This window comes from Amycolatopsis nalaikhensis (genome assembly GCF_030264295.1).
Lineage (GTDB): Bacteria > Actinomycetota > Actinomycetes > Mycobacteriales > Pseudonocardiaceae > Amycolatopsis > Amycolatopsis nalaikhensis.
The window spans coordinates 1,578,884-1,590,900 of sequence record NZ_CP127173.1; the positions used below are offsets into that span (position 1 = coordinate 1,578,884).

Consider the following 12,017-nt stretch of genomic DNA (forward strand, 5'->3'; position numbering starts at 1 on the left):
CCGCGGGAAACCCTGACGGAGGTCGCCCGGAGGGCCTACCCTAGACAGGAAACAGACGGGCCTTTCCCCAGAGGGCCCCGGGTCAGTCGGGAGGCCGAGGGGATGGACCCCCGCGATCGGGCGGACGCCCTGCTCGCACGAGCCCAAGCGCGCGGTGCGTTCGTAGTGACACCCGACAGCGCGACGTCACCGATGGACTCGTCGAACACGCAGCAGATCCCGCGCGCGGCGATCGACGGGCTCGACCGCAGCAGTGATCCGGACACGACCACGCAGCTCCCGGCGTCCTTGATCGAGGAGAACGACCACCCGCTGGCGGGCTCGGCCCCGACGCGGCGCCTGGAGTCCCAGGGCGGGCGCCGCCAGCAGGCGACGACGCCGTTGAGCACGCCGACGCCGACGACCCCGCTGCCGAAGCCGTCCCCGGCGCCGGTGACGACGCCGCTGGCCCGCCGGCCCCAGGCCGAGCCGATCACGAGCCCGCTGAAGGAGCCGGACCCGGAGGACACCGGCCTGGTGCCGACGGTGACGCAGAACAACGGCAAGTCCGACCTCTCGCGCCGGCTCGACGGGATCTAGCGGGTCTCGAGCTTCAGCCGCAGGGCGAGCCCGAGCTTCGCGGCGGCGAGCACCGGCTTCCAGGCGAGGCCCTGGTGGCGGTCGGCGAGGTAGCGGTAAGCGCTGTCGTGGTGGGCTTTGAGCATCTTCTTCGACGCCTGCGACGTGGAGTGACCACCTTCGTGGGTGACGCTCGAAGAGGGCACGTAGACGTTCAGCCAGCCGGCTTTGGCGAGCCGGTCGCCGAGGTCGACGTCCTCGAAGTACATGAAGTAGCGCGTGTCGAAGCCGCCGACGGAGTCGAAGGCTTCCCGCCGGAAGAGCTGACAGGAGCCGGAAAGCCAGCCGGAGGTCCGCTCGACGGGGGTGCCGGTCTCCTGCCGGTACTGCTTGGTCCAGGGGTTGCCGGGCCAGACCTTCCCGAAGGCGGCGTGCCCGATGCCCCGCCCGAAGGAGGGGAGCAGCCGCGCGGAGGGGTAGACGGTGCCGTCGAGATCGTGGATGAGCGGCCCGAAGGCACCCCCACGAGGCCACCGCTTCGCGGCGTCGAGCAGGGCGTCCAGCGAACCGGGCTCCCATTCGAGGTCGGGGTTGACGACGACGACCCAGCCGTACCGGTCGTCGAGCTCGGCGACGCCCCGGTTGGCGGCGGTGCCGTAGCCGACGTTCTCGCCGATGCTGAGCAGCTGCACGTTCTTGCGCCGCGAGGCCTTTTCGGGGGCCCCATCGGTGGAGTCGTTGTCGGCGACGACGACGTGGACCTCGCGCTCGGTGGCCTTCTCGAGGCTGTCGAGCATCCGCTCGAGGGTGTCCCCGGAGAAGTAGGTCACGGTCACGACGCCGACATCGTCGCCATAGCGGTTCTGCTCAGTCACCCGGCCATTGTCCACTCGTCACGGAGGGTCAGTCGCGGACCCCGGTGCAGCAGCACGCTGGAAGAACTCAGCGGGTCCGCAGGTGGCGCGACCAGGCCTTGGCATACGCCTCCCGGTGCCGCTCCGCGGTCGTGGCCCAGGAGAACTCCTTCGCCCGCTGCTGAGCCGCCATCGACAGCTCGGCCCGCCGCCCCGGGTCCGCCAGCAGCTCCGAAATCGCCGCCGCGACATCCCCCGCACCCACTCCGCAGTACGCCACGGCATCACCCCCGACCTCCGGCAACGACAGCCGCCGGGTCGTCAGCACGCACGCGCCGCACGCCATCGCCTCGAGGACCGGCAGCCCGAACCCCTCCCCCAACGACGGGTACGCCACCAGCGTCGATCCGCCCAAGAACCCCGCCAGCGTCCCGAACGGCAAGTACCCCGCCCGGATCACCCGCAGCCGGTGCGGCACGGCGTCCAACGCCCGCTCCACCTGCGTGTCCCACCCCGGCTGCCCAGCCAGCACCAACGCGGGCGCGTCCCGCTGACCGGCCACCGCCCGCGCGAACCCGCGGATCAACGCGGGCACGTTCTTCCGCGGCTCCAACGCCCCCAGAAACGCCACGTACGGCGTCCGGCCGAGACCGACCGCCGCCCGAGCCGCCGCGACCTCCGACGGCGATGGCGGGTGGAAGCGCTCCGTGTCGACGCCGTGGTGAATGACTTCCAGAGAAGCGTGCCGAACCGGGCCGACGCGGGCCAGCTCGGCCGCCGTCGCCGCGGACGGCACCACGCACAGCGTCGCGCGCCGCAGCGCTGTCGCCGTCCACGCCCGGAAGAACCGGGCCTTCACCGATGAGTGCAGCACCGCGTCGGTGAAGAACGTCGCGTCATGCAACGTCACCACCGAGGCCGCCGACGTCGCCAGCGGCATCGTGTAGTGCGGCGAGTGGACCACGTCCGCGCCCAGGCGGCGGACCAGCCTCGGCAGCGTCGCCTGTTCCCAGGTCAGACGGGCCGTCCGGGTGGTCGTCGTCGGGGACGCCGGCACCACCCGCGAGCCCGGTGCCAGCCGATCGTAAAGCCGCAGGTCCCGGGGTTGGCAGACCACCGTGAGGCGCGCGCCGTCCGCGTCGAGCGCCGCGACGAGCGAGTCCACGTAGCGGCCGACCCCGCCGCGGTCCGCGGGAACCGCGGTCGCGTCGATCAAGACCCGGGGATCATCGCTCACCCCTGCAGGGTACGGCGGTGCCCCGCCCCCTTGGTGAGGAACTGGCAAACCGGCTACTCGTGCGCCCGCCGGTGGATCGCCCAAACGGCTTCCGCGGCGCGACGCCACGTGAACATCCGGGCCCGTTCGCGCCCCGATCGAGTCAAATCCGCAGCCACAGCGGGTGAATCCAGTACTTCCCGTAGCGCCGCCGCCAACGCCGTCGCGTCGCCGCGCGGCACCGTCACCCCGGCTCCGCCCGCCACCTCCACGAGCGCCGGGACGTCCGTGTGCACCACCGGGACCCCGGCCGCCATCGCCTCCAGCAGGCCCAGCCCGAAGCCCTCCGCCAGGCTCGGCACGGCCAGCACGCTCGCGTGCCGCAGCGCGGTCGCCAGCTCGGCGTCCGACACCTTCCCCAGCACCCGCAGCCGCTCGGCCGGCAGGCCCCGGTCCGCGGCCAGCGCGACCGGGTCGATGCCGCCCCAGCCCGGCTGCCCGGCGAGCACGAGGACCGTGCCGTCGAGGGCCGCGACCGCGTCGACCAGCACGTCGATGCCCTTGCGCGGCTCGATCGTGCCCACCGCCAGCACGTACTTCGCGGGCAGCTCCAGGTCCGCGTCACCGGTGGGGACGCGCACGCCGTGCGGCACCACGCGCACCGGGACGTCGACGTCGATCAGCACCGCCAGCTCGTCGGCGACCGCCCGCGTCGGCACCACCAGCCCGGACGCCCGCCGCGCCGCCCGCGCGATCATCGACCGGTGCCAGCTGACGCCGCGCGCGGTGAGCGTCTCCGGGTGGGTCCACGGCACGGTGTCGTGCACGGTCACGCTCAACGTCTTCCCGGCCGGCGCGCGCGGCGGCGCGAACGGCGTCGGCGCGTGCACCGCGTCGCCACCCGGCCACCAGCGCAGGCCCAGCTGCCACGCGGCGATCAGCGCGCGCGGCGGGATCCGCAGCACCCGCGGCCCGTCGACGCCCTCGAGCTCGGCCGGGCCCACGTCGGCGTGCCGCGCGACCACGCTGGACACCGTCCAGCCCGGCGGCGCGGTCTTCGCGAGCGCGGGGAGCAGCTCGGCCGTGTAGCGCCCGGTGCCACCGGGCACGGGCGCGAGGAGCTGCTCGGCGAGCACGACCAGTTCGGGCACGCGGCTATTGTGCGGGACGTGACCGCGAATCCCGCCACCACGGTGGTCGTCGTGACCTGGCGGGGCGCCGGGCACGTCACCGCCTGCCTCGACGCGCTCGCCGCGCAGACGCGTCCACATCGGACGCTCGTGGTGGACAACGCCTCCGACGACGGCACCGACGCCCTGCTCGCGGCCCATCCTTCGCGTCCGCAAGTAATTCGCCTGCCCCGCAACACGGGGTACGCGGGCGCGCTCTCCGTCGCGCTCGGAAAAGTCGAGACCCCGCTGATGGCGTGGCTCAACGACGACGCCGAACCGGCGCCCGGCTGGCTCGCGACGCTGGAAGACACCCTCGAGAAAGCGCCGCTCGCGGCCGCGGCGACGTCGCTGCTCGTCAGCCTCGACGGCCGCACGCAGTCCACCGGCGTCCGGCTGACCGCCGACGGCCACGGCGCCGACCGCACCGAGCCCACCGGCGAGGTGTTCGGCTTCTGCGGCGGCGCGGCCCTGCTCCGCAGCGACGCCCTGCGCGCCGTGCACGGCGTCCCGGCGAGCTTCTTCTGCTACTACGAGGACACCGACACGGCGTGGCGGCTGCGGCTGGCCGGGTGGGACGTCGTCGCGGCGCCGGACGCGCGCGTCAAGCACGCCCACGGCGTCAGCAGCAAGCCGGGCTCGCCGGAGTTCCACCGCTGGAACGAGCGCAACCGGCTGCTCATGCTGCTGCGCTGCGCGCCCCGCGACGTCGCGGTGAAGCAGCTGGTCAAGTTCGCCGCGCTGACCGCCGTGCTGCCGCTGCGGCCCGGGCGGCCGTCCGCCGCGAACTTCCGCTTCGGCCTGCGCTGCCGCGTGCTGGCCGAGGTGGCCGCGCGGCTACCTGCGACGTTGACGGCCCGCCGCGCGATCGGCCGCCGGGCGGCACTGGGCCGAGGCGCGGTCTGGGAGGCGTGGGCGGGCCTTTAAGCTTGCGGCACCCGACCTCGAGGAGCTGGCTTTGGCGCAGGGGGACCCGCAACCGCTCGTCTCGGTGATCGTCGTGAACTACCACGGCGCCGACGACACGATCGCCTGCCTGCGCGCACTGGCCGAGCACGACTACCCCGAGCTTCGAACTGATCTGCGTCGACAACTCCTCCGGCGAGGGCGAGGCCGCGCGCATCCGCGAGGCCGTCCCCCAGGCCCAGGTGGTCGCGGCCGGGCGCAACACCGGCTTCGCGGGCGGCTGCAACCTCGGCGCGAAGCACGCGAAGGGCACCGTCCTCGCCTTCCTCAACAACGACGCCCGCCCGGCGCCCGGCTGGGTCTCGGCCGCGGTCGCCGAGCTGCGCGCGCAGCCCCGCGTCGCCGCGGTGGCCAGCAAGGTCCTCGACTGGGACGGCACCGGCACCGACTTCGTCGACGGCGGCCTGACCTGGTTCGGCATGGGCTACAAGCGCCACGCCGGCGCGCCGCTGGCCGACGTCCCGGCCACCGAGCACGAGGTCGCGAAGGACGTCCTGTTCGGCACCGGCTCGGCGATGTTCGTCCGGGCGAGCGTGTTCGCCGAGCTGGACGGCTTCGACGAGCGGTTCTTCATGTTCTACGAGGACGTCGACCTCGGCTGGCGGCTCAACCTGCGCGGCTGGCGCTATCGGTACGTCCCGGAATCGGTGACCTACCACCGCCACCACGGCACGATGTCCGCGGTCGACGCGCCGGAAACGGGCCGCGAAACCTTCCTCCTCGAGCGCAACGCCCTCGCCGCGCTCTACAAGAACCTCTCCGACGAGACGCTCGCCCGCGCGCTGCCCGCCGCGCTCGCGCTGGCCGTCCGGCGCGCCACCGCCCGCGGCGAGCTGGACGCCACGCAGCTCGACCTCGAAAAAGGCGTCGGCCCGGTCGAGTCCGGCGACGTCGCGATCCCGCGGACCACCCTGGCCGGGCTGCTCGCGATCGACCAGTTCGTCGAGCTGCTGCCGTCGCTGGCCGAGTCCCGCGCGGCCGAGCAGGCCGCCCGCGTCCGCACCGACGCCGACCTGCTTCCGTTGCTGCGCAAGGCGTTGGAGCCCGCCTACCCGCTGCCGCGCTACCTCGCCGCGCACGACATCCTGGTCGAGGCGTTCGGCATCGAGCAGGCGTTCGGGCAGCGGCGCAAGATCCTGGTGATCACCGGCGACGCGCTCACCGAGCGGATGGCCGGCCCGGCGATCCGCGCCTGGAACATCGCGCTGGCGCTGTCCGCCGAGCACGACGTCCACCTGGTCACGACGAACCCGCTCGCCACGCCGCCGCCCGCGCCGTTCCGCGTCGGCTCCGGCAAGCACCGCGAGCTGGAGGCGCCGGTCGCCTGGGCCGACATCGTCATCCTGCAGGGGCACGTGCTCGAACTGGCGCCGTCGCTGAAGAAGGAGCACCGCGGCAAGATCGTCGTCGCCGACCTCTACGACCCGATGCACCTGGAGCTGCTGGAGCAGGGCAAGGGCGTCGCCGACGACCAGCGCGCGGCCGACCTCGCCGGCGTCACGCGGGTGCTCGACGCGCAGCTCGAGCGCGGCGACTTCTTCCTCTGCGCGTCCGAGCGGCAGCGGCACCTGTGGCTCGGGCACCTGGCCGCGCTCGGCCGCCTTTCGCCGCGGCTCTACGACGCCGACCCGACGACGCAGTCGCTGCTCGCGGTCGTCCCCTTCGGACTGTCGCCCGAGGCGCCGAAGCGCACCGGCCCCGGCCTGCGCTCGTCGCTGGGCATCGGCGGCACCGACCACGTCGTGCTGTGGGCGGGCGGGGTGTACAGCTGGTTCGACCCGCTGACGCTGGTCCGCGCGATCGACGCGCTGCGCCGCCGCCGCGCCGACGTCCGGCTGGTGTTCCTCGGGATGAAGCACCCGAACCCCGAGGTCACCGAGATGGACATCGGCGCCCGGACGATCCGGCTCGCGGATTCGCTGGGGCTGACCGGCAAGCACGTCTACTTCAACGAGCAGTGGGTGCCCTACCACGAGCGGCAGAACTGGCTGCTCGACGCGAACTGCGGTGTCACGACGCACTACGAGCACGTGGAGACGACGTTCGCGTTCCGCACCCGGGTCCTCGACTACCTGTGGGCCGGGCTGCCGATCGTCACGACCGACGGCGACGCGTTCGCCGACCTGGTCCGGGCCGAGCGCCTCGGCGTCGTCGTCCCGGCCGAAGACGCCGACGCGCTGGCCGATGCGCTCGAAAAGTGCTTGTACGACGAGGAGTTCGCCGCGGGCTGCGTCGAGCGGATCGCCGTCGTCGCGCAGCGGTACGCGTGGCCCGAGGCGCTGAAGCCGCTGGTGGAGTTCTGCCGCGACCCGCGCCCGGCGGCCGACCGGCTGCCCGGTTCGGCGGACCTGACGGCGACGCCGCCGGTGCGCGGCCGGGCCCTGCTGCGCCGCGACGTCGACCTGGTCCGCGAGTACCTGGCCGCCGGCGGCCCGGCCGAGCTGGCGCGGCGCGCGGGTGGCCGGGTCTTGAAGGTCGCGAAGCAACGGCTGCGCCGTGGCTAGGTCCCTCAGCGTCCTCCTCGACGGCACCCCGCTCCTCGGCGCGCGCACCGGGATCGGCCGGTACACGGCGGCGCTGAGCGAAGAGCTGGTGTCGATCCCCGAGGTGGACACGCGCGCGGTGGCGTTCACGCTGCGGGGCTGGCGGCGGCTGCGGCACGTGCTGCCGTACGGCGCGCGGGCCCGCGGGATGCCGGTGGCGGCGCGGCTGCTGCGGATGGCGTGGGTGCGGTCGGACTTCCCGCCGGTGGAGCTGTTCGCCGGCCCGACGGACGTCGTGCACGGCACGAACTTCGTGCTGCCGGGCCGGTTGCGCGCGGCGGGCGTGGTGACGATCCACGACCTGGCGTTCCTGGACAACCCGGCGGAGCTGGCCCCGAGCGACCGCGACCTGCCGCAGCTGGTCCGCCGCGGCGCCCGTCGCGCGAACGTGATCTGCACCCCGACGGCGGCGGTCGCGGACGCGGTGGCGGAGCGCCTCGACGTCTCCCGCGACAAGATCGTGGTGACGCCGCTGGGCGTGAACCCGGCGTGGTTCACCGCGCGCCCGCCGGACGACGAGCGGCGCGCGCGCCTCGGCCTGCCTGCCCGCTACTTGCTGTTCGCGGGCGCGGCGGGCCCGCGCAAGGGCTTGGACTGGCTGACGCGCGCCCACGACGCGGCGGCCGACCTGCCGGACCTGGTGTTCGCCGGGCCGGGCCCGTTCCCGCGCGGACCGCGGGTGCGCCAGACGGGCTATCTGTCCGATGTGGACCTGCGCACGGTGGTCGCGGGGGCGTCGGCACTGGTGCTGCCCTCGCGAGACGAGGGGTTCGGGCTGCCGGTGCTGGAGGCGATGGCCTCGGACGTCCCGGTGGTGTGCACGGACATCCCGGCGTTGCGCGAGGTGGCCGGGGACTGCGCGAGCTTGGTGCCGTACGGAGACGTGGACGGCTTGGCGGAGGCATTGCGCACGGCGGTGATCGACCCGCACGCGGTGGCGACGTCGGCATCCCGGCGTGCCCACGCGGCGAACTTCACGTGGCGGACGTGCGCCGAGCTGACGGTCGGCGCCTACCGGCTCGCCTCAGGCCGTCACTGAGCCGGGCCCAAGCGCCCCAATGTGGCCTTCGGTGCGTCACACGCAACCAAGGCGGCCTTCGGTGCGTCAGACGCAACCAAGGCCACATTGGGGCGCTTGAGTCTTGGCCTACGCCGCGAAGTAGGCGTCCAGCGCTTCTTCCCACGACCTCATCGGGGTCAGCCCTGCCTCTTTCCACGCGGCGGGCGACAGCACCGAGTACGCCGGTCGCGTAGCCGCCTGCGGGTACTCCGCCGACGTGCACGCCTTCACCCGCGAAGGATCCGCCCCGAGGTGCGAGAATATCGCCCGGGCGAAGCCGCACCAGCTCACCGAACCCGCGTTCGTGCAGTGCAGGACCCGCTGCTCCGGCCCTTCCCCCGCGGCCACGCGCGAAGCCAGCTCGAGAAGCCCGGAAGCCAGGTCGAAGGTCCACGTAGGACCACCCACCTGATCGTCCACAACGGACAGCTCCGGCCGCGAAGACTCCAGAGAAGTCATGGTCTTCACGAAGTTGGACCCGGACTTCCCGTAGAGCCACCCGGTCCGGACCACCCAGGAAGAAACCCCCGACCCGAGCACGGCGTCTTCCCCGGCCGCCTTCGTCCGCCCATAAGCCGAACGCGGCCCGAGCGCATCGGAAGGCTCATAAGGCGAAGCAGCATCCCCGGAGAAGACATAGTCCGTGGAGACATGAATCAACGGCACCCGGCGAGAAGCACAAGCCGCGACCAGCACCCGAGGCCCGTCGGCGTTCACCGCGAACGCCCGCTCCTCGTCCGTCTCCGCCTTGTCGACCGCCGTGTACGCAGCCGCGTTGACGACCACCGGCGCCGACCCGTTCTCACGGGCCCGCTCGGCCAACGCGCCGACCGCGGCCAGCACCTGACCGGTCTGGGTCACGTCCAGCTCCGCCGACCCCGGGGCGATGACGTCCACCGCATCGGAAGCCAGCGCGGCCAGGTCGTGGCCGAGCTGTCCGGAACCGCCGGGCACGAGCACCGTCAGCCGCACAGGCACATCCTCTACTTCTTGAGCGCGGCCCGCTCCGCCAGGGGCTCCCACCACGCGCGATTGTCCGAATACCAGGCCACCGTCGCGGCCAGACCGTCCTCGAAGGACACGCGCGGAGCGTACCCCAGCTCCTCGCCGATCTTCGTGATGTCCACCGAATACCGGCGGTCGTGACCCTTGCGGTCCTCCACCGGCTCGACGCTCTCCCAGCCCGCGCCGACCGCTTCCAGGAGCTTCTCCGTCAGCTCGCGGTTCGTCAGCTCCGTGCCGCCGCCGATGTTGTAGATCTCGCCCGGCCGCCCGCCGTCGGCGACGAGCTGGATGCCGTGGCAGTGGTCGTCCACGTGCAGCCAGTCGCGGACGTTGAGCCCGTCGCCGTAGAGCGGCACCTTCCGCCCGTCGAGCAGGTTCGTCACGAACAGCGGGATCACCTTCTCCGGGAATTGGTACGGACCGTAGTTGTTGGAACACCGCGTGATGCACACCGGCAGCCCGTGGGTGCGGAAGAACGACCGCGCCACCAGGTCCGACGACGCCTTCGACGCCGAGTACGGCGAGTTCGGCTCCAGCAGGTGGTCCTCGGTCCACGAACCGTGCTCGATCGAGCCGTACACCTCGTCGGTCGACACGTGCACGAACTTGCCGACGCCCGCCTCCAGCGCCGCCTGCAGCAGGTTCTGCGTGCCCAGCACGTTCGTCAGCACGAAGTCGGCGGCGCCGAGGATCGAGCGGTCCACATGCGACTCCGCGGCGAAGTGCACCACCAGGTCGACCCCGCGCATGACTTCGGCGACCAGCCCGGTGTCGCAGATGTCGCCGCGGACGAACCGCAGCCGCGGGTCGGCGGCGACCGGAGCCAGGTTGGCCTCGTTGCCGGCGTAGGTGAGTTTGTCCAGCACGACCACCTCGGCGTCACGCAGCGCCGGGTAGGCGCCGGTCAGCACCTGCCGGACGTAGTGCGACCCGATGAACCCCGCACCACCGGTGACCAGGACCCGCATCTTCCCGCCTTTCCTCGCGCCCCGACCGGGGCAATTCGGCCCCCAGCCTACGGAGGTCCAACAACACCCTCAGTAGAGTCTCTCCTGGAGACACAGGGGTGTCCTGGGGGAAGCACGGGGTTCACAGGGGAGGAAGCGCGTGACCGAATGGCCTGCGCCGCCCGTCCCGGCGCGCCGGAGCCACGGCGTCGCGGTCTTCGCACGCCGCGGCGGCAAGGTCGTCGTGTCCCTGCTGTCGGTCGCCATCCTGGCCCTGACCTGGTACGGCTGGCACTTCATCGGTGACCCGAACACCGGCCTGACCACCACGAACGTCTTCGCCGACACCGAGGCGCACGCGAAACCGCTCGACGGTGCGATCGACATCCTCCTGGTCGGCCAGGACAGCCGCACCGACGCGCAGGGCAACCCGCTGCCGCGCGAGGTGCTCGACATGCTGCACGCCGGCGTCTCCGACGGCGAGCTGAACACCGACACGATGATCCTCGTGCACATCCCCCAGAACGGGAAGCACGCGATCGCGATCTCCTTCCCCCGCGACTCCTGGGTCGAGCTGGCGGGCGGCTACGGCAAGCACAAGCTCAACAGCGCGTTCGTCTACGCGTACACGGACACCTACAAGACGTTGCAGCGCCAGGGCATGACCGACCTCAAGGAGGCCGACGCCCAGGCGAAGGTCGCCGGCCGGAAGAACCTGATCGCCACGATCGAGAAGTTCATCGGCAAGCCGGGCATGATCGACCGCTACGCCGAGGTCAACCTGGCGAGCTTCTACGAGATCACCAAGTCGATCGGCGGCGTCGAGGTCTGCCTCAACGGTCCGGTCAAGGAGATCAAGTCCGGCGTGGACCTGCCGGGCGGGCGCCAGACGATCGAGGGCGTGCAGGCCCTGGCGTTCGTCCGCCAGCGCTACGGCCTGCCCAACTACGACCTCGACCGGATCGCCCGCCAGCAGGCGTTCCTGTCCGGGCTGGCCCGCAAGGTCATCTCCTCCGACGTGCTGACCAGCCCGGCGAAGATCGCCGACCTGGTCGCCGCGGTGAAGAAGTCCGTCGTCGTGTCGCAGGGCTGGGACCTGACCGAGTTCGCCGAGCAGATGCGCGGCCTGACCGGCGGCAACATCGAGTTCCACACGATCCCGACGCTGGGCAACGCGGTGATCGGCGGCGCCGACGTCCTGCGCGTCGACCAGGCCGCGGTCCAGGCCGAGGTGACGCGGCTGACCTCGGACGGCGACACCCCGGCGGCCCCGACGTCGACGCAGCTCCCCGGCGCGAAGGCCGTCACGATCGAGCTGTTCGACGGCTCGGGCTCCACGACGCTGGCCGGCCAGACGCACACGATGCTGCAGAACAAGGGCTTCACCCTGGCCGCCGACCAGAAGCTGAGCACCCGCAACACCACGGTCGTCCGGTACAACCCGGCCGACGACACCGCGCTGGCGCTGGTCAAGCAGGCGCTGGGCACCACGGTCCAGGCCGAGCCGGACCGGGACGTCACCGCCGGGCACGTGCGCGTGCTGCTCGGCAAGGACTTCCGGAACTCCGCCGCCGGCTCCGGGGGCGCCCCGACGTCGTCGGTCCCGAAGGCGCCGCCGTCGGCGCCCGTTTCCTCCACCCCCGCCGCGCCGCCGATCACCGCGGGCGACGTTCCCTGCGTCAACTCAGACTGCGTACGC

Annotated in this window: 8 protein-coding genes and 2 pseudogenes; 5 read left to right on the forward strand and 5 right to left on the reverse strand. The window is 72.5% G+C overall.

All coding sequences use genetic code 11. The annotated features are described in order from the left end of the window. Window positions 1-102 precede the first annotated feature (102 nt). Complete coding sequence (locus QP939_RS07475; RefSeq protein ID WP_285455849.1) at window positions 103-579, forward strand: hypothetical protein; 477 nt, start codon at window positions 103-105, stop codon at window positions 577-579. On the opposite strand, the gene QP939_RS07480 is transcribed toward QP939_RS07475, so the two are convergent. The 3 genes from QP939_RS07480 to QP939_RS07490 form a co-directional block, all read right to left on the reverse strand. Further along, window positions 576-1,433, reverse strand: a complete 858-nt coding sequence (locus QP939_RS07480; RefSeq protein WP_285455850.1) for a glycosyltransferase family 2 protein — start codon at window positions 1,431-1,433, stop codon at window positions 576-578. The two genes, QP939_RS07475 and QP939_RS07480, sit on opposite strands and share 4 nt — an antisense overlap. A 67-nt stretch (window positions 1,434-1,500) precedes the next feature. Next, window positions 1,501-2,649 carry a glycosyltransferase family 4 protein gene (locus tag QP939_RS07485; protein ID WP_285455851.1) on the reverse strand — a complete coding sequence of 383 codons (1,149 nt, stop codon included), beginning with the start codon at window positions 2,647-2,649 and terminating at the stop codon, window positions 1,501-1,503. A 53-nt stretch (window positions 2,650-2,702) separates the two neighbouring features. Beyond that, window positions 2,703-3,779 (reverse strand): glycosyltransferase family 4 protein, encoded by a 1,077-nt coding sequence (locus QP939_RS07490; RefSeq protein WP_285455852.1) that lies wholly within the window; start codon window positions 3,777-3,779, stop codon window positions 2,703-2,705. Between the two features lie 9 nt (window positions 3,780-3,788). On the opposite strand from QP939_RS07490, the gene QP939_RS07495 reads away from it, so the two are divergent. The 3 genes and pseudogenes from QP939_RS07495 (at window position 3,789) to QP939_RS07505 (ending at window position 8,345) form a co-directional block, all read left to right on the forward strand. Continuing rightward, on the forward strand, window positions 3,789-4,724 hold the full coding sequence (locus QP939_RS07495; RefSeq protein WP_285455853.1) for a glycosyltransferase family 2 protein: 936 nt from the start codon (window positions 3,789-3,791) through the stop codon (window positions 4,722-4,724). Window positions 4,725-4,755: 31 nt separating this feature from the next. After that, window positions 4,756-7,267, forward strand: a pseudogene (locus QP939_RS07500) (glycosyltransferase). Continuing rightward, on the forward strand, window positions 7,260-8,345 hold the full coding sequence (locus QP939_RS07505; protein ID WP_285455854.1) for a glycosyltransferase family 4 protein: 1,086 nt from the start codon (window positions 7,260-7,262) through the stop codon (window positions 8,343-8,345). Before QP939_RS07500 ends, QP939_RS07505 begins: the two are co-directional and overlap by 8 nt. Before the next feature lie 108 nt (window positions 8,346-8,453). Here QP939_RS07505 and rfbD read toward each other — a convergent pair whose 3' ends face one another. Both rfbD and rfbB read right to left on the reverse strand, forming a co-directional pair. After that, window positions 8,454-9,344 (reverse strand): dTDP-4-dehydrorhamnose reductase, encoded by an 891-nt coding sequence (gene rfbD, locus QP939_RS07510; RefSeq protein ID WP_285455855.1) that lies wholly within the window; start codon window positions 9,342-9,344, stop codon window positions 8,454-8,456. Window positions 9,345-9,349: 5 nt separating this feature from the next. Next, window positions 9,350-10,339: a dTDP-glucose 4,6-dehydratase gene (gene rfbB / locus QP939_RS07515; RefSeq protein ID WP_285455857.1), complete on the reverse strand. Its 990-nt coding sequence runs from the start codon at window positions 10,337-10,339 to the stop codon at window positions 9,350-9,352. A gap of 139 nt (window positions 10,340-10,478) precedes the next feature. Between rfbB and QP939_RS07520 the strand changes: the two are divergent. Beyond that, window positions 10,479-12,002: pseudogene (locus QP939_RS07520) on the forward strand (LCP family protein); the annotation flags it as partial. Between the last annotated feature and the right edge of the window lie 15 nt (window positions 12,003-12,017).